General features: G+C 59.5%; 18 protein-coding genes. 9 read left to right on the forward strand and 9 right to left on the reverse strand.

Features of this window, described 5'->3' with window-relative positions; translation table 11 throughout:
- Nucleotides 1-156 precede the first annotated feature (156 nt).
- The 4 genes from LVE68_RS00480 (at nt 157) to LVE68_RS00495 (ending at nt 2,802) form a co-directional block, all read left to right on the forward strand.
- Entirely contained in the window at nt 157-759 is a 603-nt protein-coding gene (locus LVE68_RS00480) for a hypothetical protein (protein ID WP_232942126.1), read from the forward strand.
- A 39-nt stretch (nt 760-798) separates the two neighbouring features.
- Nucleotides 799-960: a hypothetical protein gene (locus LVE68_RS00485; protein ID WP_232942128.1), complete on the forward strand. Its 162-nt coding sequence runs from the start codon at nt 799-801 to the stop codon at nt 958-960.
- Between the two features lie 57 nt (nt 961-1,017).
- Nucleotides 1,018-2,280: an OmpP1/FadL family transporter gene (locus LVE68_RS00490; protein WP_232942130.1), complete on the forward strand. Its 1,263-nt coding sequence runs from the start codon at nt 1,018-1,020 to the stop codon at nt 2,278-2,280.
- A 75-nt stretch (nt 2,281-2,355) separates the two neighbouring features.
- Complete coding sequence (locus LVE68_RS00495; RefSeq protein WP_232942132.1) at nt 2,356-2,802, forward strand: OsmC family protein; 447 nt, start codon at nt 2,356-2,358, stop codon at nt 2,800-2,802.
- Nucleotides 2,803-2,871: 69 nt separating this feature from the next.
- On the opposite strand, the gene LVE68_RS00500 is transcribed toward LVE68_RS00495, so the two are convergent.
- The 4 genes from LVE68_RS00500 to LVE68_RS00515 all read right to left on the reverse strand — a co-directional run bounded on the left by LVE68_RS00500 (nt 2,872) and on the right by LVE68_RS00515 (nt 8,269).
- Nucleotides 2,872-4,506 (reverse strand): phospholipase D family protein, encoded by a 1,635-nt coding sequence (locus tag LVE68_RS00500; protein ID WP_232942134.1) that lies wholly within the window; start codon nt 4,504-4,506, stop codon nt 2,872-2,874.
- 227 nt (nt 4,507-4,733) lie between these two features.
- Nucleotides 4,734-5,303 carry a hypothetical protein gene (locus LVE68_RS00505; protein ID WP_232942136.1) on the reverse strand — a complete coding sequence of 190 codons (570 nt, stop codon included), beginning with the start codon at nt 5,301-5,303 and terminating at the stop codon, nt 4,734-4,736.
- A gap of 264 nt (nt 5,304-5,567) precedes the next feature.
- Nucleotides 5,568-7,079 carry a flavin-containing monooxygenase gene (locus LVE68_RS00510; protein ID WP_232942138.1) on the reverse strand — a complete coding sequence of 504 codons (1,512 nt, stop codon included), beginning with the start codon at nt 7,077-7,079 and terminating at the stop codon, nt 5,568-5,570.
- Between the two features lie 146 nt (nt 7,080-7,225).
- Nucleotides 7,226-8,269, reverse strand: a complete 1,044-nt coding sequence (locus tag LVE68_RS00515; protein ID WP_232942140.1) for an NAD-dependent epimerase/dehydratase family protein — start codon at nt 8,267-8,269, stop codon at nt 7,226-7,228.
- A 265-nt stretch (nt 8,270-8,534) separates the two neighbouring features.
- On the opposite strand from LVE68_RS00515, the gene LVE68_RS00520 reads away from it, so the two are divergent.
- On the forward strand, nt 8,535-9,539 hold the full coding sequence (locus LVE68_RS00520) for a helix-turn-helix transcriptional regulator (protein ID WP_232942142.1): 1,005 nt from the start codon (nt 8,535-8,537) through the stop codon (nt 9,537-9,539).
- Nucleotides 9,540-9,581: 42 nt separating this feature from the next.
- Here LVE68_RS00520 and LVE68_RS00525 read toward each other — a convergent pair whose 3' ends face one another.
- The gene (locus LVE68_RS00525; RefSeq protein ID WP_232942144.1) at nt 9,582-11,603 is read right to left on the reverse strand and encodes a tetratricopeptide repeat protein; all 2,022 of its coding nucleotides are present in this window, start codon (nt 11,601-11,603) and stop codon (nt 9,582-9,584) included.
- Between the two features lie 640 nt (nt 11,604-12,243).
- On the opposite strand from LVE68_RS00525, the gene LVE68_RS00530 reads away from it, so the two are divergent.
- Together LVE68_RS00530 and LVE68_RS00535 are read left to right on the forward strand one after the other, a co-directional pair.
- On the forward strand, nt 12,244-13,236 hold the full coding sequence (locus tag LVE68_RS00530; protein ID WP_232942146.1) for an HAD family hydrolase: 993 nt from the start codon (nt 12,244-12,246) through the stop codon (nt 13,234-13,236).
- A 105-nt stretch (nt 13,237-13,341) separates the two neighbouring features.
- Entirely contained in the window at nt 13,342-14,889 is a 1,548-nt protein-coding gene (locus LVE68_RS00535; protein WP_370636703.1) for an arylsulfatase, read from the forward strand.
- Nucleotides 14,890-14,959: 70 nt separating this feature from the next.
- Here the strand turns inward: LVE68_RS00535 and LVE68_RS00540 are convergent, their stop codons facing one another.
- Together LVE68_RS00540 and LVE68_RS00545 are read right to left on the reverse strand one after the other, a co-directional pair.
- A complete protein-coding gene (locus LVE68_RS00540) occupies nt 14,960-16,999 on the reverse strand; it encodes a DUF3604 domain-containing protein (protein WP_232942148.1) in 2,040 nt (679 codons plus the stop codon).
- Between the two features lie 234 nt (nt 17,000-17,233).
- The gene (locus tag LVE68_RS00545) at nt 17,234-18,850 is read right to left on the reverse strand and encodes a DUF1254 domain-containing protein (protein ID WP_232942150.1); all 1,617 of its coding nucleotides are present in this window, start codon (nt 18,848-18,850) and stop codon (nt 17,234-17,236) included.
- Between the two features lie 251 nt (nt 18,851-19,101).
- Here LVE68_RS00545 and LVE68_RS00550 point away from each other — a divergent pair, with 251 nt between their 5' ends.
- Entirely contained in the window at nt 19,102-20,214 is a 1,113-nt protein-coding gene (locus LVE68_RS00550; RefSeq protein ID WP_232942152.1) for a cation diffusion facilitator family transporter, read from the forward strand.
- A 210-nt stretch (nt 20,215-20,424) separates the two neighbouring features.
- Entirely contained in the window at nt 20,425-22,104 is a 1,680-nt protein-coding gene (locus LVE68_RS00555) for an NAD-dependent malic enzyme (protein WP_232942154.1), read from the forward strand.
- Nucleotides 22,105-22,160: 56 nt separating this feature from the next.
- On the opposite strand, the gene LVE68_RS00560 is transcribed toward LVE68_RS00555, so the two are convergent.
- The gene (locus tag LVE68_RS00560; protein WP_232942156.1) at nt 22,161-22,988 is read right to left on the reverse strand and encodes an SDR family NAD(P)-dependent oxidoreductase; all 828 of its coding nucleotides are present in this window, start codon (nt 22,986-22,988) and stop codon (nt 22,161-22,163) included.
- 102 nt (nt 22,989-23,090) lie between these two features.
- Nucleotides 23,091-24,299, reverse strand: coding sequence for an efflux RND transporter periplasmic adaptor subunit (locus LVE68_RS00565; RefSeq protein WP_232942158.1), 1,209 nt, complete (start codon nt 24,297-24,299; stop codon nt 23,091-23,093).
- Nucleotide 24,300: the final 1 nt, after the last annotated feature.

Raw genomic sequence — 24,300 nt, forward strand, 5'->3', positions numbered from 1 at the left:
ATTCAGTTCCGGTTGCCGGCGGGCAGCAGGTGCCAGTGATGACACATAATTCGCTCCCGGCACTGCGTTGACTCTAGTAAGAGGTTACGGCGGCTAACCTTAAAAGGTATGTGACACCGGGGCCAGGTGGGAGGAAGTACCGTGCCACGGCCAGGCTTGTCCGAAACTTTCATATTTTTCTTTTTCGCACTGCTGGGCGCTGGCCAGTTGGTGGCACAGGACGAGAAGGACCTGGCAAAGCAACTGGCCAACCCGGTATCGAGCCTGGTCAGTGTCCCGTTCCAGGGCAACTTTGATCACAAGGTCGGGCCCTTTGACCAGGGGCACCGCTTCAGCCTGAATGTGCAGCCGGTCATCCCGGTCAGCCTCAACGAAGACTGGAACCTGGTCAGTCGCACCATTTTCCCGATTATCCGCCAGGACGACGTGCTCCCGGGGACGCCCAGGAAGACTGGCACCGGGGACACTGTGCAGAGCGTGTTCTTTTCCCCTGCGGAACCCACTGAAGGTGGCATTACCTGGGGTCTCGGTCCGGTATTCCTGGTGCCCACCGCGTCTGAACCGCAATTGGGCAGTGAGAAGTGGGGTGCCGGGCCTACCGGTGTGGTACTGAAACAGTCGGGGCCCTGGACCATTAGTGCGCTGGTAAACCATATCTGGTCCTTTGCCGGCGATGATAACCGCGATGACATGGACAGCACGTTTATCCAGCCGTTCTTCGCTTACACCACGCTCGATGCGTGGACGATCACCGTCTAGGCGGAAACTACCTACGACTGGGAATCCGAGCAGTGGAATGTGCCGGTCGGGCTGCTGGCGGCCAAGGTAATCCCGGTAGGTAGCCAGACTTACCAGATCCAGGCAGGGCCAAGGTATTACGCCGACAGCCCGGATGCCGGTGCCGAGGGGCTGGGCTTCAGGCTCAATTTTATTCTGCTGTTCCCCAAGGGGGGGCAGTGATTCGTCAGGCAGAGGGAGCTGGAAATGCGACAGCCAGGAAGTGACAGAAGTGCAGTTATGCCCCTGATGCTCTACCTCGGCACTATGGGGCTTGCCTCGCCGGCCAGCGCAGGCGGGCTGATGGTGTGGGAGATTGGGACCCCCACACTGGGAACCGCCGGTGCCGGTTGGGCTGCTATGCCGGAGGATGCCTCTACCGCGTATACGAATCCGGCGGGAACGGTCTGGCGCGACGGCACACAGTTGATGGCATCGGGGCAGCTTCTGTACGGCAACCTGGAATTCAGTAATGGCGGCCAGAGTAATGTGCCGGGTGATGACGGTGGAAACGCCATCGAGTGGTTTCCCGGTGGCGGTTTCTTTGCCGCGGGGCGGCTCAATGAGCGCTTCGGTTGGGGGTTTGCGCTTGCCGGTAACCTCGGCGGTAGCCTGGACTATGACAACGACTGGTATGGGCGCCGCTTTGTTACCGAGACTGACCTGATCGGCATGAGCGTGATGCCGTCTATCAGCTGGAAAGCAAGCGATTGCCTGTCGCTGGGGGCAGGGTTGAACCTGATGACCGGATACTACCGGTTTGAGTCCCGTCCCCGGGCGGGCCTGGTTGGCGGTGATGCCCGGTTGAAATATGACGATACCGATGTGGCGCCAGGTGGTAATTTTGGCGTCATCTATCGGCCCGGAGAGGCAACAATACTGGGATTGGACCTGACTACCGAGGTGGACTGGGAATTCTCCTATAATCTACGCTTGGCCGGTTTTGGCCCACTTTTTGATGGCGTTTTCGGTCGCTTGAATGACAGGCGCCTGCAGATTGACATGGATGTTCCGCAGACCGCTACCGCCAGTTTGCAGCAACAACTGGCCGCGGATACCACGTTGTACGCTAACCTGAACTGGCAGAACTGGTCCGAGTTCGGACTGGTGGGCATCCAGATAGACAATCCCAACCAGACCAGTGCGACCGTCAATCGTAATTATGAAGACACCTGGCATGGATCACTGGGGCTTAGACACCAGTTTCGTTCTGGGATCCTGGGCGGGTGGGCACTCTCTGCCGGGCTGGGTTATGACAGCAGCATGGTCGAGAACCAGTTTCGCACCGCTGATGTCGTTGTAGACGAACAGTGGCGCCTGGGGCTGGGGGGCCGTAAGGAGCTGTGTCCTGGCCTGCGGCTGGATTTTGGTTACACACTTGTATGGATGGGAGATGTGCCAATAGACCAGCAAGGGCGGCCGCCTTTCAGCCCACGCTTGCAGGGTAGTTTTGATGACTACTCGCTGAACTTTTTTGGGGGCTCGATACAGTTTGAGCTTTAAGGGCTGGTCTGGTCTTCTGCATCACGAATTCATACACTCACTACTTGAATAGGCCATAGTGATGAGACAGCTGTCATGAGCGGACCGACGCCGACCGTAGTTACCGTGGAAGAGAGTGGCGACGGCAAGTTTACGCAGTCTATGCATTCCGGGCCGCACCGGCTTGTCGCCGACGAGCCCGAGGAGTTCGGAGGTGAGAACCTGGGACCCGGTCCCTATGAGTATGTTTTGATGGGGCTGGGTGCCTGCACCAGCATGACTGTACGTATGTACGCGGACCGTAAGAAGATTCCGCTCGATCGTATCCGGGTGATACTCTCGCACCGCAAAGTGCATGCGGAGGACTGCCAGGATTGTGAGACAAAAGAGGGCAAGATCGATGAGATCGTGCGTGAGATTACACTGGAGGGCCAGCTGACCGGTGAGCAACGCGAAAAATTACTCGATATCGCCAACCGTTGCCCGGTACATCGCACCCTGACATCGGAGATTGTGGTTCGCTCACGCCTGTCTTCTGCCTGATACTAACAGCACAATGCCCCAGGCCAGCCAGCAATTCCCGAACGGGAGGTGCTGTTGGCCGCGATGCTCTCACACCTGCGATTCAATTGGCAGGAAGGTCAGCAGCCAGACCACGAAGCGGTCCCAGGCCGAGGTATCGGGATCTTTTTCGTAAGTGACTGTTTTGCCATCTTCCTCGGCGGTCCAACGCAGTCCATCCCCTTCACCTTCTTCACCGAGTGAAAGCTTCCAGGCGGAATCCGGGGTCACCCAGCTGTCAAACAACTGGCGCAGCTCAGAGTTGATGGCGGTGTTTTCGATCAAAACACCGATTTCCGTATTCTGGCGCAGCGAGCGGCTGTCCATATTGATCGAGCCGATAAAGCTGCGATTGTTATCGATCACGAATGTCTTGGCATGTAGCGCTGCACTGGCACTGCCCTGGAACAAGTGCCGCCGCTGCTCCTGGTCCGCCCCGGGCCGCAGTTCCCACAGCTTCACTCCGCCCTGCATCAGGCGCACGCGGTCCGGTGCATAGCCGGCGTGAACCGCCGCCACGTCGGTGCTGCTCAGGCTATTGGTCAGGATCCCGACGTCGACGCCGTTTCGTGCAAGCCCGGTAAAGAGTTCTACTCCCGGGTCCCCGGGCACGAAATAGGCCGAGCTGATGCGGATAAGTGACTCGGTATCGGCAAGTGCCTCCTTCAGGTGGTAACCGGGGAGCTCGTGCTCGGGGAGGTTTTTGTCCAGCGCCTTTTCCGGGGGATCCGAGTAAAGTGTCGCCGGGCCCCAGTGGAATTGCAGCCGGCCCTCCGTCAGCCGCTCGCTGAATTCTGATTTCTCCAGTGCCTCCCGAAATTCACTCCTGGCGTGTTCCCGCAGGAACTTCCGGATCTGGGCACGGATTTCCTCCAGTGTCCTGGAGTCGTCATCGTCCAGCATCAATTGCGAGACAGGCACTGACACTGGGTGGTTCCAGTACTCGTCGAATGTGGCCGCGGCCCTGGGGAGTAGGTGACCGATGACGAGGATGTCGGCGTCAAGGAACTTCACGCTGGTGGAGGAGAAGTACTCGTCGGCGATATTCCTGCCCCCGGTGATCATGGCCAGGCTGTCGGCGACCAGCAGCTTGTTGTGCATACGATGATTGATACGTCCCAGGTTCCGTACCTGCTCCAGTGCCTTCTTGAAGCCACTGCGCCCCGCCACCGGGTTGAATACGCGGATTTCCATATTGGGGTGTTTGGACAGGGTGAGGATATCCGGGTTGTCGATACGTGTGGCCACATCGTCGACCAGCAATCTTACGCGTACGCCGCGGTCGGCGGCTTCCAGCAGTTTGCTGGCGAGCAGGTTGCCGGCAGTGTCATCCTTGAACTCATAGTACTGCACGTCCAGGGACACCCGTGCTTCGTGAATCAGGGCTACCCTCGCCACAAAGGCCGACAGCCCCTCGGGCAGCAGCAGGAAGCCGGAATGCTCGCCGGGATGCTGTTCCGCATGCTTGTTAATAGCCTGCGCCATGGGGGATTCGGTCGCCGGGGGCAGGGCATAGGAGGCCGTGCGTGAATTGGGGTCGTACTCCTGGTCGTTGCTGTTACATGCCTGCAGGCTCAAAACGCTGGAAAGTATCATCATGGGTAATGGCAGCGTTGCCGGTCGGGAGCTGTAATTGGCGTTCATTGGGTTGGCGCACATACTGTCTTCAAAGGCTTGGATGATCACCTGGGCACCCGCAGCGGCCGAACTGCACCGGGCAATGTAAGCGGGTGCCGGTTACTTATAGTAGCCCTGATAGGTATGTCGCGGTGCCCTGGGTATGGCTCCGCTGCGGGTTCTCCCCGGGAGCTTACTGTTGGGACGATGTTCTTATGCCGGCAAAGGGCGGGGCTTTTTACGTGAAGCCACAGCCTGACCCCAGGAACTCACGACCACCATGTTCGGTCAGCTAGTCAATCGGTTGGTGCGTGGCCGCCTACCACTTTTGTTTCTGGCTGTTCTTTAACGTCTTCCAGCATGTGCTGGCCCACGGTTTCCTCAGGGGCGACTCTCAGGAAAATGCCCAGGCACACCAGGAGTAGGGCTGCGGAGAGAATGATAAGCGCCGGGTACAACAGGAGCTGGGGTTGTCCGGTCTGGCCAAACTTGATGACAAAAATCAGCCCCTCCAGGGCAAGCGCCACACAGACCACCACGATAAAACGTGGCGTGGATCGACGCAGTACATGGGTTACTTCACCAATGGCCGGCTTACGTAATTCATGGGACAGGGCGCGTTGAAGCTCATAGATTGCAAGAGCGACGATCAGGTTACTGATGGCGTTGGTGATAAGTTCGGGGATCTGGTTGTCTTTGTAGATAAAGCCCTCAGTAATGATGAAGGCTGCGACGCTGACTGCACTCGATATCAGTATGAGTGCGGTGAGCACCATTAGGAACATTGAAAATACCCCAAGGAAAATGAGGGTATTGGATCGTTTATTTCTTAACTTTTTGAAGAGGACTGAGATGTCTCTAGCCATAAATCGCCGGGTGCTCTTGCAGGGAGGGAAGTAATTACCAGGAAGTTCTAGGTTTTACGCTCCCGCTTCAGGGGGTACCCATTGCGGTCGCTATGTCCAACTCGCTTCCGGCAGTGTAGTAAAGTGTGGCGTGGCGGGAAGTAGTGATGGCCGGGCAGGGCGGCTGAGGTAGGAGGGGCCGACCGATCATCGTCTCGGGGCAAGCCCGCCAGGGGGCAGGCTGTTCACTTTTCAATTAAGGGGGCGTGTGGTCTTTACCATTTGTCAGTCAGTAACGCCTTCCGCTTCGCTCGCGGCTTCCTGTGCGATTGGCATTCGTTTCTTCGGGCGGGGATAGAAGTTGAGAATCCCGTCGTCAATCGGGGATTCCAGCAATATCTTCCGGTCGCGCTCGTAATCGTTCATCAGCCGCCATGGATACCGGGTGCCCTGGCGGGGCAGCAGGTGGTCGGCGCGCTGGACATAGCCCGATTTCAGGGCAGCCATGACGGACTCATCCTCCTTGCAGCCTTCACGATCCACCGGCATAAACACCGCCTGTTGCTCACGCCGCATATGGTTGAGCAGGCGGCACAGGTAATCCGCGGACAGGTCCGCCTTCAGGGTCCAGGCGGCGTTGGTATAGCCGAATACCCAGCCCATATTGGGCACCCCCTCCATCAGGACGCCCTTGTAGGTCAGCCGGCGGTTGATCTCCACCGCCTGGTTATCCACCTTGAGCGTCATTCCCCCCAGTACCTGTACCTTGAGGCCGGTGGCGGTGACCACGATGTCGGCGGGCAGCTCTTTGCCGGACTTGAGGCGGATGCCATCCTCGGTGAAGGTCTCAATTTCGTCGGTTTCCACAGATGCCGTGCCGGCGCGGATGGCATCAAACAGGTCGCCGTCCGGTACTGCGCACAGTCGCTGGTCCCAGGGCTGGTAGTCGGGGGAGAAGTGGCGCATGTCGGCGCCATTGCCCAGTGCCTTACGCACGCCCCGCAGCATCATGCGGCGGACGAAACCGGGCCAGCGCCTGGCGGCCTTGAAAATCCAGCGATGCAGTTTGATATTGCGCTTGCGCGCCATGCGGTAAACCAGGCCCTCGGGCAGGAATTTCTTCAAGACTGCAGAAATCTTGTCCTGTGCCGGCACCGACAGAACGTATGTGGGGGAGCGCTGCAGCATGGTGACATGCGCGGCTTTCTCTGCCAGGGCGGGAACCAGGGTCACTGCGGTGGCTCCACTGCCGATCACCACAATGCGCTTGCCGCTGTAGTCCAGGTCCTCAGGCCACTGCTGTGGGTGGATGGTCTGGCCGCCGAATTGGTCGATGCCCGGGAATTCCGGCAGGTAGCCCTGGTGGTAGTCGTAGTAGCCGGTGCAGGAAATCAGTACATCGCAGCTGTAGCGCACCGGGCGCCCGTCCTGCTCACCACGTAATTCCCAGCACTGGCGCTGGCTGTCCCAGTTTGCCTGCTGGAGGTCAATACCGAACTGTATCCGCTCGGATACACCATACTCTGCGGCGGTATCGCTGATGTACTGGCGGATCGACTCCCCGTCTGCCAGGACCTTGAACCCATTCCAGGGACGGAAGTTGAAACCGAAGCTGAACATGTCGGAATCCGAGCGAATTCCCGGATACCGGAACAGGTCCCAGGTCCCACCGATGCGGTTGCGGCGCTCGAGGATGGCGAAGTGCTTATCCGGGCAGTCCCGGCTCAGGTGGCAGGCGGTGCCTATACCGGACAGGCCGGCGCCAATGATCAGTACATCGTAATGCTGCTGCGACATAGGGATTCCCGCATCATTATTGTTCTATCTGTTTCCGGTGCCCCGGACGCACCAACGATAGCGGATTTCCGGGGCGCGTAACAGGAATGCGGGAGGGATTTTGGCCTGTGGGTTTGGCCTTGAATTCAGCCGCTCCCCCGGAAGCGCTAGCTGGCAGTAGGCTTTTGCCGGGAGCGTTGCCCGCCCGCGGGCAGGGAAGGCGGGGGATTGCGAAAGAGCCTGGCCATATCCTGCATGGCATTCTCAAAAGTAGTGACAGGCCGGTAACCCAGCAGGCGTTCGGCCCTGGCAGGCACCAGTTGGTTGGGGCCGCCCATCAGGCGGTATGTTTGCTGGTTGAGCCATGGCCGCTGTGGCCTGTGCCGGGCCGGGTCGTTGCAGGCGCGCAGGATGGCCAGGACCCGGGCGACCGGCCGGGGAATGCTGCGGGGCGCACGGGTACCGACCGCTCTGGCCAGTGCTCGCAGGAATTGCTCCCAGGTCACCCCGAAACCGTCGCCGGCAACGAAAAGTTGCCCGTCCTTGAGTGGGGACCGGGCGGCTGCAATCAACAGGGCTACCAGGTTATCCATATGCACCAGGCCGGCATCCCAGTTGCCCCTGCCGATCAGGCAGGGCTGGCGCGCCTGGAGACGCGAGATCAATTGACCCACCCAGGGAATCTCCCCGCTCCCGTAAACGTTGCCGGGCCGGATAATTGTGGCTTTGAGGCCAATCTTTGCCACGGCCTCGCGGATCATGGCTTCTTCCTGCTGGCGTATGCTGGCGTAACTTGAGCCCGGTGCCCCGGTCGGGGTTCGTTCTTCCAGGATTCCCTTGCCCAGTGCGGTGCCGTAGCAGCGGATACTTGTGGTAGCGACCAGGTGCGCATCCCACATCAGCGCCAGGTTGATGCTCTGCCGTGTGGTGGTAAGGATCCTGTCAGTGTGTGCAGTTTTTTCCGGTCCTTCAGCTACGCTGTTCCCGATCTGGAACACCGTATCAACCGGCCCGTGGTTCTCGGCCAGGTCGGTAATCGGGCGGGCAGCGACGCGGATGATGGTGACGCGCCCGGCCCATGCCGTGGGTATGGATCGCCCCGGGTGGACAGCTGCCACTACGCGAACCTTCTCGGCCAGCAGCTGGTTTACCAGCCGGCGACCAATAATGCTGTCGGCCCCGGTGACCAGGGCTGAGGTAAGTTGTTGCATCTCTGTTTTCCGTCGGCCTCCGGGAGTCTCGCGGAGGCCCATGGCAGGGGGCAAAGCTCTCGGGTCAATCAAGGTGAGAGTCGCCAGGCGTATCTGGCCTCATCCTGCTTCAGTGCAGTGCCATGGTTAATTTTTAACCGCGCGCTCGAGGACAACCACGCAGTTTATGGCCATGCGTATTCCGCAAACTTGACCTTTGGCGACTAAACTTTGACCAATTGCGACGGTTGTGAGTTGGCGGCACAGATCGCGAGCGGGAGGCGGCATGTTCCTGGTGCGCACAGGCGCTATCGAGGGTTTCGGCGAGCTTGTCAGGCACCTGGGAGGGAACCCGGCGGCCATGTTAAGGAAGAGCGGCCTCAGCGGTGCGCAGCTACGTGATCCGGACACTTACGTGTCTTATCTGCGGGTAGCGGACCTGCTCGACCTTGCCGCGGAAAGCTGCGATGAGCCCCTGTTCGGGCTCCGCCTGGCTGAGCGGCACACCATACAGGTATTGGGGGAAGTGGCTCTCTGGATCAACCAGCAGGAGACACTTGGCCAGGCCCTGGAGCACGCCAACCGGCATTTAAGCCTGCACGCTTATGGCGTCCATGCCCGACTGGTGCCTACCCCTGAGCGGCTGGAATTACGCCTGAACTTTGATTTCACCAACGCGACCGGCCTGCGGCAACTGATGCAGGTTAGTGCTGGCCAGGCGTTTATCGCGGTATCGGAAATGGCCGGTGAGTCCGCTACCCAACCGAGGTTGCACCTTGAGCAGGAACGACCCCGGGCATGCCAGTGGCGCCCGGGCCGGTTCCTGCGGGAACCGGTTTTCGCCAGTCATTTCTGTGGGGTCAGCTTTCCCCTGGGCTGGCAGGACCGTAAGCCAAATTACAGTGAGCAGAGGCTACGGGAATATTTTGGCCGGCGGATAGAGGAACTGAAATCCCTTTACCCCGAAAAGCTGCCGGTGCAGGTGCGCCACCTGATCAGCGGCCTGTTGGCCAGTGGTGAGTGCAACCTGGAGGGGGTTGCCGCAGCCCTCGACCTGCATCCACGGGTGCTGCAGAGAAGGCTTGGCAGTGAGGGCACCAGCTTTAGTCAGTTGTTGCAGCAAAGCCGCCAGGAAATAGCCCAGCGACAGCTACAACACGGCCAGCTGAGTATTACCGAGCTGGCACTGAACCTGGGGTATGCCGATGTTGCGGTGTTCAGTCGCAACTTCCGCAGCTGGACGGGGCTATCTCCACGGCAGTGGCGGGACCGCCACCGTGCCCGGGTATGAGCCTGGATGCCGGCCACGATGCGGATACCGGGCGGGAATCATTTACTGCCCGGCCCGTTCTCCCGATCCCCGGTTAATGGATGCCAGTGCGCTGGAAATCTGTGGGTCCCGGGGAAATTTTTGCAGGCCCTGCTCGAGCGCGGCAATGGCTGCCCGGGTATCACCGGCAGAATTGAGGGCAACGCCGTATACGTAGATATAGCGGGGGATGGTTTCCGTGCTCTCTGCGGCGCGACGCAAGTGCTCCATGGCATCCCTTGTTTTCTTTTGCCGGATAAGGGAAAGCCCCAGTGCGTGATGAAGCGGCGCGGCCCGGTCGTTTGTCTCCAGCGCCTTCCTCAGGACCCGCTCCGCCTGATCTTCGCGCCCCAACAGCCGGTACAGCTCGGAAAGGTTGACATGGGCAGGGAGGTAATAGGGGGCGAGCTCGATCGCATCGCGGTAGAGTGCCTCCGCCCTGGCTGCCTGCTGTTGTTGCGCATGCAGGTTTGCCAGGTTGGCCAGGGACTCGGGGCGATCGGCATTGTAAGTCTCGGATTGCAGGTACTGGTTCAGGGCCAGGGCGAACTGCTGCTGCACCGACTGGGGGAACCGATCCAGCGGCATGCCGGCCAGCGCATTGGCTGCCAGGCCCCGTGTTACCCGCTGTTGGCTGTAAAGTAACGGGATGCCCAGGGCCGGGCGCACCTGTTCCGGCACGGTTTCCAGTGCCCGGGCCAGGCCCAGCTCCAGCAGCGGGTCGTCCTGCTGGGCAATCACCTGCAGTAGCTGTGCGGTGTCCCGGTTCAGGTAGCGGGGCAGCAGGGATACCGCAGTGGCCCTGGCGATGGAGGGCTGCGACTCGTCGAGGGCGAGTTTGGCCAGCGCATCGGCGGCGCCCGGTAACCCCTGGCGCCCGGCATGGATGGCTTCACCGTAATGACCGCCATCCGGTTTCCCGAACTTCTCTTCCAGCACCGCGGTGGCCCAGCTATTGTCGCGCTCCGTATGGCAGCCAGTGCATGCATTGGGCGTGTCGAGCCGATCCGACAGGTCCGGGCGCGGGATACGGAAGCTGTGGTCGCGGCGTGCATCCACCACCATGAAATTCTTCGCCGGCATATGGCAGTTGGCACACTGCGCCCCGGGACTGCCAGCGGGATGGAAGTGATGTTCCGCGGTATCAAACCTGTCCGGCATATGGCACTGCGCGCACACGGCATTGCCCTTGGCGCGGAGTTCCAGGCTGTGGGGCTCGTGGCAGTTACTGCAGGTCACGCCGGCGGCGTGCATCCTGCTCTGCAGGAAGGAGCCGTAGACAAAGACCTCATCATCCACCTGGCCGTCGGCGTGGTACAGGCCCTCATCCAGCAGTGACAGGTTGTAGTGGTCCAGTGGCGAGTCGCCGGGCCTGGCGTCGGGATGGGCGGTGGAGCGGCGGGAGTGGCATTGTGCGCAGGTCTTGAGTTCTCCCTGGCCCCGTCCGGCCAGCTTCGCCCGGGCAATACCGGATTCCGGATCCATTTCCCAGGCCACCTGCTTCCGCTGGGCGAAGCTGGCCACCAGGCCTTTATCGGCAATATTGCTGTCGGGGTTGGCCGCCCATTCCATATGCCTGGCGCCGGGGCCGTGACACGCCTCGCAGCCCACATCGATTTCGGACCACTCGGTGCTGAATGTTCCGCTGGCCGGGTCGTAGTTTTTCTGCAGGTTGGTGGAGTGGCAGTCCGCACACATGAAGTTCCAGTTCTGGTTGATACCGGTCCAGTGCAGGGGATCCCCGGGTGTTATCTCCTCATCCGGGTAGAGGTGAAACCAGCGCTGGCCGCCCTCGGCCTTATCGCGGCTGTCCCAGGCGAACGGGAGTGCCTGCAGCCTGCCCCCGGGGAGTTCCACCAGGTATTGCTGCAGGGGAAAGGCCCCGAAGGTATAGGCAATGGGATAGTCCTGTCGCTTACCTTCCGGACCAGCAGTCTGGACGAGGAACCGACCATCTTTCCTGTAGAAGCGGGTCACGCTGCCGAAATAATTGAATTCTGAACCGTCAAATTGCCCGAGCACAGCCCCACCGGCGGCTTCCTGCATGGAAAGGTCATGATGGGACCCCTGCCAGGCCTTGAGCTGTTTCCGGTGACAGTTGCCACAGCTCCCGGAGCCGACAAACTGTCCCGGGCCTTCAGGAATGAAAGCTGCGTTCGTTGTTGCCCGATCCACCGATGGTGCGGACGCTGACCCGGCCGGACCAGTGGAGGTATCCGCAGACCTGCCCTGTAGGGAGTCATTCCCGCCTGCAGACCCTGCGTTTCGGTCGCAGCCTGAAATCAATGACATCAGGACCAACAACGTGAAGCCGAAGGGGTACAGTTTAACTGGCATTGAATTCCCCGGAATTATTTCCCTGTCGTTATTTTCCTGTTTATGGCTGTAGCGACGGCAGGCCGGCCCATCGGCAAAGGGTGACCGCAACAATTTAGTATAGTCGGGACAGGCGCAGAATTAGCCGAAGATGCGTTATCGCCGAATCAAATAGCTCCCCTGCAGGCATCCGCAGGCTTCTGCAATCCGTGGGGGAGTGTCATCCAGGATGAGCGCAGGCTGTTCCGGGACAGGTGTCACTGGCTTCATCCTCTAGGCACAATCCCCTGCCAGCAGCTAAGGTGTAATGGGGCGCATTTTGCAAACTACGCGTTCCAGTTAGCCTGAGGTACCCATGATGTCGAGATGCATGGCACGCATTTGGGGCGGCATACTGCTCATTCCTGTTTACCTGCTTGCCACGTTGCCGGCTCTGGCAGCCGACCCCCTGCGGTCCTGGACAGACGGTCCGACCAAGGATGCCATTATGGAGTTTGTGGCGAATGTCACCAAGGAGGGTGGGCCCGAGTATATCCCTCCCGAAGAACGCATCGCGGTCTTCGACAATGATGGCACCCTGTGGGCAGAGAAGCCTCTCTACTTCCAGCTGATTTATGCAATGGACATGGTCAGGGATATGGCACCTGATCACCCGGACTGGGAAAAGCAGGAACCATTTGCCTCAATACTGGACGGAGATCCGCGCAAGGCGCTGGAGGGCGGCAAGCCCGCCCTGATGAAATTGATGGCCGCCACGCACAGCGGTATGACCGGCAATGAGTTTCAGGAAAGCGTCAGTAAGTGGCTCGCCACTGCCCGCCACCCGAAATACAAGGAGCCGTATACCGAAATGGTTTACCAGCCAATGCTGGAACTTCTCCGGCATCTCCGCGCCAACGGCTTCAAGACCTTTATCGTCTCAGGCGGCGGGGTTGATTTTATCCGTGCTTTCGCCAGGGAGGTGTATGGAATCCCGCCGGATCAGGTAGTGGGTAGCAGCCTGAAGGCAGAATACCAGGTGAAGGATGGCAAGCCATCCCTGGTCAAGCTGCCGGAAATCAACCTGATCGATGACAAGGAAGGCAAGCCGGTGGGGATATACCAGTACATCGGCCGTCGGCCAATTTTCGCCGTGGGCAACTCCGATGGCGACCTGCAGATGCTGGAATATACCACGGATGGTGAGGGGCCCCGTTTTGGACTGCTGCTGCACCATACGGACTCCCGCAGGGAGTGGGCGTACGATCGCGATTCCGAAGTCGGTCGTCTCGACAAGGCCTTGAAGTTGGCGCCGGAGAAAGGCTGGACCGTGATAGATATGCAGGACGACTGGAGAATGGTTTTCCCCTTCGAGAAGCAGTGACCGGCTATTGGTAAGGCTGCGCTAAGGTGACTTTCGGGCCGACAGGAAGCCGGATAGCTTGTGATTGATGAATCTGGATAGTTTGTTAGGAGCAAGGAGATGTTTATGTGCTCATTGCGGTGGCTGCTGGCTATTCCGGTGGTCATGCTGCTTGGCTTTCACAGTAATGTCCAGGCGCAGGGTAAACCGAATATCCTGGTGATCTGGGGCGATGACATTGGTATCACCAATATCAGCTTCAATAGCCGCGGCCTGATGGGCTACGAGACGCCGAATATCGACCGCATCGCCAAAGAGGGACTCTCATTTACCGATTATTACGGCCAGCAGTCATGCACCGCGGGTCGCGCCGCATTCCTCGGTGGCAACGTACCGGTCAGGACAGGTATGACGAAAGTCGGGCTGCCCGGTGCCAAGGAGGGCTGGCAGGAATCCGATGTCACAATCGCAACCGTGATGAAGAGCCTGGGTTATGTCACCGGGCAATTTGGCAAGAACCACCAGGGCGATCGGGATGAGCACCTGCCCACGAATCACGGCTTCGATGAATTTTTCGGCAACCTGTATCACCTGAATGCAGAGGAAGAACCGGAAAACCGGGACTACCCGAAAAACCCGGAATTCCGCAAGAAATTTGGCCCGCGCGGCGTTATCCGTGCAAAAGCGGGCGGGCCGATCGAGGATACCGGTCCCCTGACGAAAAAGCGGATGGAGACTGTTGATGATGAAACGGTGAATGCCGCAATCGATTTTATCGAGCGCGCTCACGACGCCGGAAAACCGTTCTTTGTCTGGTGGAACGCCACCAGGATGCACTTCAGGACCCATGTCAAAGAGGAACACAAGAACCTGGGTGGGCCAGATAGCAACGAGTATATTGATGGGATGGTGGAGCACGACCAGCATGTGGGCAAGCTCCTCGACCTGCTGGATAAGCTCGGGATAGCCGAGAATACGATTGTTTTCTATTCCACCGACAATGGTCCCCACTTCAATACCTGGCCCGATGCGGGTATCACGCCATTCCGCAGCGAGAAGAACTCAAACTGGGAGGGCGCCTACCGGGTTCCGGCTTTCGTGCGCTGGCCCGGGAAATTCCCCGCCGGGAAAACGCTGAATGGTATTGTCTCCCATGAGGACTGGCTGCCAACCCTGGCAGCGGCTGGTGGTAACACCGATATCAAGGAGCAATTGCTGAATGGCGTGCGCCTGGAGGGGCGCAAGTACCGCAACTATATCGATGGCTACAACATGCTGGATTACTTTACCGGCAAGACTGAAGAGTCGCCGCGTAACGAGTTTATCTATGTCAATGACGACGGCCAGATCGTGGCAATGCGCTACCAGCCATGGAAAGCGGTATTTCTGGAGAATCGCGGCAAGGCATTCGGGGTATGGATGGAGCCCTTCACCGAGCTGCGGGTGCCATTGATATTCAACCTGCGCCGGGATCCGTTCGAGCGGGCCCAGCATAACGCGAATACTTACTATGACTGGTTGCTGGAGCGGGCCTTCGTATTGGTTCCGTTGCAACAGATGGCTGCAGAGTTCCTGAAAACCATGGAAGAGTATCCTCCCAGCCAGACACCGGGTGCGTTCAACCTGAAGAAAATCGAGGAACAGCTGAAGTCAGGTGCAGCGGGGAGTAATTGATATTCCTGCAGGGGGCGGTGGAGGCTGCCGTGATTTCAGCACGGCAGCCTTCATCACTCTTTCCGGGCCTTCAGGGCGTATACCAGATCGGGCTGGAAAAGGCGCGTTCCTGGTGGACCATGGGGACTTTCTTGTCCATATCGATATCGAAGCGAACCTTGTCGTACAGCGTCCAGCGCGGGGTAGGGATCTCCAGGACACGAACGTAGTAAACCGCCTTGTGTAAGGGGTTGAATTCCTGGTCCTCAAAATAGCCGATCAGTTGCTCGGCGCCGATGTCATTTTTGTACCCGGCGGTCTTCAGCTCAACGCTGTTACCGACATGCTGGATCCTTCCCCTGCCATCCTTGCTGCGCTCGCCGGACCACTTGACGTTGTATATTTTTTCGTGGGTTTCGCCGTTGCCGTCCACCCAACCCTTGATGATCTGGATTCGGTCAAGGTTGGCGCCCTCGGGATCCTTCATCGCTGCCACCAGGAAAGTCATGGGCTGGCCGCGCTCCGCGCCCTTGAGTTTGCCACCCATGGGGACGCCCTTTTTATAGCCGATGGCTACAACGTCATCCCCGGCATCCTCCCTGTTGAAGTCGTGGCTGGCGAAAAAGCGTACCTTCATCCGGGGGCCGGTGGTGGCAAAAGTCTCCTTGCGCATCATGGCGTCCCAGATGGCCTCCCGGGTGTTCTCTTTCGCCCATACACCCATAATGCCGGAGGCTGCCTGTTCCCAGCCGTAGAAATCCCCGCTCTTGCCCTCGAGGAGGGGAAAGTTCCAGCGCTGCTTGTTGGAGGGCTCCAGTGTCTTGAATTTGCCGAAAAAGTTGTCTTCCTCAGTCGTGGATAGGCCGGTGTGGGTGTCACTGGCGCCATTAGCGCCATACTGGAAGGGATTGGTACCCAGTTCCGCCTGCAGCCGGAGGCCGGATTTCAGTGCCTCACGCCAGTATTCGGTCTTGAATGCACCCTTGGGCTTGGGGACCAGTATCAGGTTGCCGCGATCCCAGAGGTCCCAGTTGGCGAATTCGTCTTCCGGTGACAGGGAGGGGTGGGATTCACTCTGGCCCTTGATCTGGGTGACTTCAAATAAGGGCTCATACTTGGCCCGCATCTGTGCCCATTCTCTGGTCATCGGCGAGCCATCGAACTGCTGTTCCTCAAACATGCGACCGTTGGACAGGTTACCATTGTGGGGAATGGCGAGGACGCGGCCGCCACTTTTCTGTTCGTAGGCCTGCATCCACTCCCACAGTTTCATCGGATCCTGGGTCTCAAAAGTGGTGAGCGGCAGGATGTCGCGGGTCCGGTCGGCACCATCGCGGAATATGACATTTCGGTGCAGGTTGTTGCCTCCATCGGCATTCACGGTCCACTCATAGGCGATGAAGGTAGTGAACTCTCCCGGCCGGTAATACTTTTCTGCCGCATCGACGGTCTTTTGCCAGGCAGACTTCATCCATTTGGGATCCATCAACACCTTCGGCAGCCGCTCTTCAGACTGCATGGTGATCAGCTCACTCTTGGCCTTACTGGCCTGGTCCGGATCCCCTGAATTGAGCGCCTCGCTCCACTTCTTGATGGTCGGGTCCTTCAGCATTTCCGGGTTGCCGTCGATGATCTCGTTGATTGTACCCATGCCATCGGAGTGATCGGTGATCATGAACCAGTCGTAGGGCCGGTGCAGCTTGGCCTCAATGCCGCTGTTGGACTTCACCTCTTCACCCTGTGCAAAGCGATAGGCGTCGTCAGGAGTGAGGATTGCGCCATCCATGCCTGCATCCGCCGACCAGCCGGTATGTACGTGGCTGTCGCCGAAGTAGGCCTGGGTAGGGTAATCAGCGCCGTCAGCGACACCATTACTCGTTGAAGAGTCCGCTGTTGTACTTTTGACGGCCGGCCCCTTCGCGGAGTAGGGATTGGATTCGGGGTCGCTGTCCAATTCCGCAGAGTCATCCGCCCCGAATTCCTCCCCGATGATCTGGTCACCCCCTGTGCCGAGTTCTTGTTCACCGTTGACGTCAGGGCTTTCCCCGGCGGGAGATTCCTTATCACGGTCACCTCCGCAGCCCACCAGGAGGATGGTTGCGAGCAGGATGGGCAGGCCGATTTTGGTCATGGGGTGCCTCTTGGTTCTATTGAAAGGTTACCCGGATTACCCGTGAGAGTTCCGTGTAGTAGTAATAGCAGAGTAGTCCCAAGGGAATTGCCGGAGACACACAGATAAACACAGCCATTGGTGATGGCCACGGCTGGAGTGTCAACTGATACAGGAGGAGACGACGGCGAATGTAATGGTTTCCGACATCAGGCGCTGGGCCAGTGCGGCTACTCGCCATTCCTCCTTGTCCTGCTATTTAATCTCCTCGATCTCCCCAGCGCGCCACTCCTTGGTAAAGAAGGGCTCCAGCGGGCTGTAGAGCCGCAGAATAGTGAACCAGCCCTTTCCCGGGGTTGTCTGGATCCAGTTACCACTTGCTACACCGTCTGGTTGCTTCGGAGCGAAGTAAATAGTGGTTGATCCATCGCGACCTGGTTTGGCTGCCGGGGTTGGATAGGACTGGCTGCCAGCGCGTGGAAAGCGCTGCGGTGTTGCCAGCATGGAACGGGTCTGGTTGTCATAGGCGGTCAGCGACCAGAATTTTCCCGCCGGTATGTCCTTCGGCAGTGTGACCCTGTAGGTCTTGGCGCCGTCGAACGGTTCGCCGTTGGCGTCCGTAAAACCCATCAGGTATTGGGAGCCGACGTCGGGAATGCGCATGATCATCCCCGGCGAGTCGAGTGTATAGGCGAAATAAAAGGCAGTACGGGAGTCAAGTGTGCGTGCACCGGTGGGAGGGAAGGGCTTGAACATGCCGTCTTTGGTGAACTTTGGCGGCGGTGTTTCGAAAAAGGCGCCGCCTTCCCATAACATATTGCCCCACATGGAATCGGGGTAATAGGCCCAGTCCGGGTGGACCATGGGCCAGCGCCAGTTGAGAATGCGGCCAGTGGCGTTGCCTGCGGCGGCGGCATCGGTCAGGATCTTCTTCATCCGCACGTCGGGCTTGAAAGGCTTACCCCGGACGATGCCGATTGCTGCCAGTTGGCCCGCCAGTTCCACGTCGTAACTTCCCGCAGGTTCATTCTGCAGGTTTGCGTTAATCATTTCGAAGAAGCCGAAGTCACTCGGGGGAATTGTGTTGAATTTCTTTCCGCTTGCCTCGATAAAATGAGTCTCGGGAACCGGGGGATTCTTGCCAAGACGCACCTTGCCTTCCAGTGCCGTGGCGATACTGGTGCCATGGCCGCCAGGGGTATAGGGGTATATTTTCAGGGATTTGCGGATATTGGCCACGGCCGGGGCGGGGTCATTGTCCACCAGGTAGGTTCGGGCGGCGTAGAGGAGGTGGTTGGTTTTGGAGTGTGCGATAAAGAAGCCACCCTCCGGCAATGAGCCCTCATATCCAGGTGGAACCAGTAGATACTTGCCACCCGCACCGCGATCGGGACCGGGAAACCCGATGTCGATTACCCAGTTGAACCACATGTCGTTTATGGTCCCCAGACCCATCGAAGGCTGTTCCAGTACCAGTGGTCCCTTCGACAGGTCCAAAACTGCCATGTAATAGACAGTGTCCGCATTCGCGGTCAAAAACAGCGAATTGGAGTCCATCAATTCGGAGAATATGACGATGTCGTTGTCCTTCGCCCCGATGCTGTGCAGGCCTTCCCGAATTGCGTAAGCCGATGCCCCGCGAAAGCTGTTGTTGAAGGCCTCCAGGGCACGGGTGAAGTCCAGGGTGTCACGGACAGTCCGGGCAGTGTCCGGGGTCGGGACCCCATTGACGAATTCCAGGGTGCCTATTCGGGTGTCGATCTTATCTGGTGTGGTAATTGCTGCCGGCACTTCGGGGGCAGCGTGCGCTGGTGCAAAGGCGAATATGGTTGTTGCCAGAGCACTGTAAACCAGGCTCTTGAGATAGATCACTTGTTTCACTCCGGGAAAAAGGTCGCCTTCAAGAGTAAAGTTGATTCTGGGTGTCACTGAGCTACTGGATGGAAAGAGTGCCGCCAATCATGGCAACTACTATATATGCTGTATTGAGGCGGTGGAGTCAAAGGGGGGCCAGTGCCCTCGAAATCCGGCCACTGGTTTCGGCGCTATTCATCATTGGCGCCCATTGATGCCGCTAAGGCAAATCATTAACTTCAACAAACAGCAGAAAACTGGAAGCACCAATGGCCCAAGGCTCCAAGAAAGCGGTTTTCTATGCCATCTGCGTCAATGGCATCATCACCGTACTGAAAGGATTTGCAGCCCTTGCAACACATTCGGCCGCAATGATGAATGAAGCGGTACACAGCCTGATGGACACACTCAACCAGGTGTTCCTGATGATCGGTCTGTTGCGTGGTGGCCGGCCGGCCGACGAGAATTACGCCTTCGGCCACGGCCAGAAAAAGTACCTCTGGAACCTGTGGAGCGCCATTGGCCTGTTTTCCATCGGCTGTGGCCTGGGGCTGGCCCACGCCTGGCATGCCTACCACCAGCTGCATGTTTCAGAGCGGCCGACCGTGGTGTCGATCCTGGGCGTGGAAATTGCCCCAATCTGGATCTCCGCCGTGGTGCTGTTTATTGCCCTGGTGCTCGAGGCCTATGTGCTGTTAGTGGCGGCGAAGGAGTTCCGCGCGCAGATGCGTGCCCGGGGGGCCACCAACCCTTTCCGTTTCCTGCGGGAAGCCGACGATCCCACATTGATCGCGGTCTTGCTGGAGGACTCAATCGCGGTGACCGGTGTAATTCTTGCTGCCACCGGTATCGGCCTGGCCCAGGTAACGGGTGACAAGATCTGGGATATCTGGTTCTCGGTGGCCATCGCCGTGATGCTGGGCCTGACGGCGATCTTCCTGGGCGCAATCAATATGCGTTTCCTCACCAGTATCCGTGATGTGGATGCCGAGAAGGCTTTTGCGGAGATCTGCCGGGGGCGCCGGGATATCGAGCGCTTCCATGACCTGCGCTCGGTGATTGTCGACGAGACCCACGTGGTGGTGGTAGCCGAGGTGGAACTGCGCGAGGAAGTGCTGGTAAGGGATATGCGTGAGCGCATCCAGGCCCACGAAAAAGCACTGCTGGAGCGGGTGCCCGAGCATCGGCGCACTGAAGCGGTCCGGGCCTACGCCCAGGACCGCGCGGTGGTCCAGGCCACGCTGGAGCGCACCGAGCGGGTGATCGACGAACTGGAATCGGAACTCAAGGCGCGCTGCCCGCAGGTGTTCCACCTCACGGTAGAGGTGGAGGGGATTGCCCAGTCGTCGGTCCTGGATGAGCCCGGAGAGTTGTTATCCTGAGCGCGCCGCGTTAGGCTCTCCGCCCGCACGGTCACGTGCGGTGACAGCCCGTTTCAGGCTGGAAAACCAGTGTTTTTGTGACTGCAGCAAGGGCTCTGTTCACGCCGGTTGGCGGTGCAGCACCTTTACCTGATTCCCGAACAATGAATGCTGCGTGCCGGTGCGAATGGCCGGCGGCAGTTCGATATACTTCCAAGAAATACCGAGTCGATGACCAACGAAGATAAACGCCCCCTCTATATTCCCCACGCCGGTCCGTCCCTGCTGGAGATGCCCCTGCTGAACAAGGGCAGCGCCTTTACCCTGAAAGAGCGGCTGGAATTTAACCTGGTGGGGCTGCTGCCGAACAATGTAGAGACCATCGAGGAACAGGCGCGCCGCGCTTATCACCAGTACCAGCAGTGCAACTCCGACCTGGAGCGGCATATCTATCTGCGCGCTATCCAGGATGACAATGAGACCCTGTTTTTCCGCCTGATCGAGGAGCATATCGAGGAGATGCTGCCGATCATCTACACCCCGACGGTGGGCAAGGCCTGTGAGGAGTTCTCCAATATTTACCGCAACCACCGCGGCCTGTTTGTGTCCTACCCGGACCGCGAGTATATGGATGACATCCTGCGCAGTGCCACCAAGGACAATGTGAAGGTAATCGTCGTCACTGACGGTGAGCGGATCCTGGGGCTGGGCGACCAGGGCATTGGCGGTATGGGTATCCCCATCGGCAAGCTGTCCCTGTATACCGCCTGTGGAGGCATCAGCCCGGCTTACACCCTGCCGGTGACCCTGGATGTGGGGACCAACAACCGCACCCTGCTGAATGACCCCATGTATATGGGCTGGCGCCACGAGCGTGTGTCGCAGGAGGAGTACGATGAGTTTGTGGCCGAATTTATTGCGGCGTGTAAGCGGCGCTGGCCCAAGGTGCTGGTCCAGTTCGAGGATTTTGCCCAGACCAATGCCATGCCGTTGCTGGAGAAGTATCGCGATGAGCTGTGCTGCTTCAACGATGATATCCAGGGGACCGCTGCGGTTGCCCTGGGAACCATGCTGGCAGCCTGCAAGGCCCGTGGCGAGAGCCTGAGCGACCAGCGTGTGCTGGTCGTGGGGGCCGGCTCGGCCGGTTGTGGTATCGCCGAGCAGGTGGTCAAGGCCATGGTGGACGAGGGAACGAATGAATCCAGGGCCCGCGAAAACCTGCTGATGTTCGATCGCTACGGCCTGGTAACCAGTGATATGAAAGGCCTGCACGGCTTCCAGTCACGCCTCGCCCAGGATCCGGCCAAATACCCAGGTGTAAGCGAGTGGGACCTGCTGCAGCTGGTGCAGGCGGTCAAGCCCACCATCCTGATTGGTGTTTCGGGGCAGGGTGGCCTGTTTTCCCAGGAAGTGATCGAGGCGCTCCATGCAGGCTGCCCGCGGCCGCTGGTGATGCCACTGTCGAATCCCACATCCCGCGCCGAGGCCAGCCCGAAGGAAATCCTCACCTGGACCCGGGGCGAGGCCATGGTGGCCACCGGCAGCCCCTTCGAGCCGGTGGAGCTGGATGGACATTCGTACCGGATCGCCCAGTGCAATAACGTCTATATATTTCCGGGGGTTGGCCTGGGTGTTATCGCCGCCGGTGCCTCACGGGTGACCGACGGTATGCTGATGGCGGCCTCCAACGCCCTGGCTGAAAACGCACCGGTGGCCAAAACCGGTGAAGGTGCGTTGCTGCCGGCCCTTTCCAACATTCGCGAGATCACCAGGTATATTGCCCTGAAGGTGGGCCAGCAGGCCCAGGAAGATGGCGTGGCGCCGGTTGTGAGCGAGGAGAAGCTGAGTGCCTCCATCGAGCGCAATTTCTGGTACCCCGGTTACCGCAAGTACCGTCGGCGTTCGTTCTGATATGTCACCCTGTAGAAGCGGCCCATGGCCGCTCCTACAGGGAACTTTTCCTTCCGCTAACCCGATTCCTGTAGCGTCGAGGACTGCCTGCGCAACACCCGCACCAGCACCATGCTGCATATCCGGTAAAACAGCCGCGGGAACACCCGGTTGGCGAATGCGGTGAGCTTGCCCCTGGTGCCCGGGATAATCTGCCACTTGCCCCGGTCCAGTCCCGCCAGTATCTCGTCGCAGGCGGTATCCACATCAAGGGAACCGGCGACCTTGCGCAATTCCATCGACACCGGGTTGCCGTCCAGCTTCTCCTTTTCCACCATCGGCGTGCGCACCTCTGCCGGGCAGATACAGCTGACGCCGATGCCCAGTGGCTGGTATTCGAACCTGAGGGTAGTGGCCAGCCCCACCACGCCGAATTTGGATGCGCCGTAGGCGGCGTAGCCGTAGTTGCTGGTGAGGCCGGCAAGGGAGGCTACCAGGGCCAGGCGGGAACCGGGTTGCAGGTGGGGCAGCACGGCGCTGGCAAAGTGGAAGCTGCCATTCAGGTTGACGTCCACCACACGGTGGAATTCTTCTGGAGAAAGGTCGGGGAATGCCCGGTTGACGACAATACCCGCAGAATTGAGTGCGAGCTGCGGGTTGCCGAATGCTGCCACCGCCTGTTCGGTTGCGGTCTGCAGAGTTTCCTGGTGGGTGACATCGGCCTGGAAAAATTGCCAGCGGCAGTTGCCCTGTTCGGCGGCATCCCGTAGCTGCTCCCCTGCCTGGTCGGGCAGTTTCAGGTCGAGCACGGAAACACTGGTACCCCGGCGCAGGAGGCGCAGGGCAATGCCCAGGCCCAGTCCACTGCCGGCCCCGCTGATTACAGCATGAGTCCAGTTGATCATTATTGTTCTCCCCAACGCTGGTCCGGCAAGTCTGGCATATGGCGCGTTACCGGGCAATCTGTGGGCCCGGAGCGAAACCAAGGGGGGCAACAATGCAGGCGATTACAGATGCCGGGCTTCCACCTCCACGCCGTCCTCGATCCGTTCGCTGGGATGCAGTACCAGTGTCTCTCCTTCGCTGAGCCCATCGAGCACTTGTGCCTGCTGGCCATTGTTGTGCCCGATTGCGACGACCACCCGCTCGGCGCGGTCGTTGATTACCCGGAACACAGCCCACTCACCCTGGTACCGGAAGAGAGCACCGGTAGGCACCTGCAGGATATCCTCGCCACGCCAGATGCGCACCGCCGCGTCTACGCGGTAGCCATGCCCGAGTCGCTGCCAGCTTTCCCGCGGGTCGGTGAAGTCGATGATGACATTGACGCGCTGCTCCTCGATACCCAGGGCAGAAATCTTGGTAAAACCAAACGGCTCCACCAGGCGGACCTTGCCATTCAGGGGCTTTGCGCCGCCCCAGCTGGTCATACGGACATAATCCCCCGCTTCGACCTGGACCGCATCCCTGGAAAGCAGGTCGACTACTATCTCCAGCTGGGCCGGGTTGCCGATTTCCAGCAGGGGCGTCCCGGCATTCACCACGTTTTCACTTTCCTGCCGCACCTGCAGCACCCGGCCACTCACCGGGGCCTTGACCCTGACAATATCCTCGGGGCTGACCGGCTTGCCCTGCCGTGGTTCAATCAGGGCAGCGCGAGCGCTTTCCAGCTCGCTACGGCGAACATTCTCAGCGGCTTCGGCAGTGTCCACCGCCGCTTCGGCACTGTCGAGGGCCAGTTCTATCCGCTCCAGTTCCACTCTCGAGATATGGTCTTTCTTGATCAGGGCCCGGGCGCGCCGCGCATCAGCCTGCGCGAAATTGAGTTGTGCTCGCGCATCCCGGAGTTCCGCCCGGGCCAGCTCCAGCGCTGACTCCGCACTGCGCACCGCTGCCGCTGCCTGGTTGCGGGTGCGTTCGTCGAGAAACTGCGGGTGGGTAGGGAGAAGTTGCGCCAGCTCGGACTCCCCGGCAGTAACGTTATCACCAACCTCGTTCTCCACCCGTAGGAGGTAGCCGGTCACCGGGGCGGAAACCACGAAGACATCCCGGACCCGGGTGTAGCCCTCGTCGCGCACGTAGACCTCCAGGGGGCCGCGGGTAACCCGGGTAAGGTCCACCGGCACTGGCTCGGGCAGGAATGCGTAGGCAAAGAAGAGCCCCAGGCCAGCCAGCAGCCCGATAATTACCAGTCGGCGCAGGAGGTTTGCGCGCATA

The sequence above is a fragment of the Microbulbifer sp. YPW16 genome (assembly GCF_021290385.1).
Classification (GTDB): Bacteria; Pseudomonadota; Gammaproteobacteria; order Pseudomonadales; family Cellvibrionaceae; genus Microbulbifer; species Microbulbifer zhoushanensis.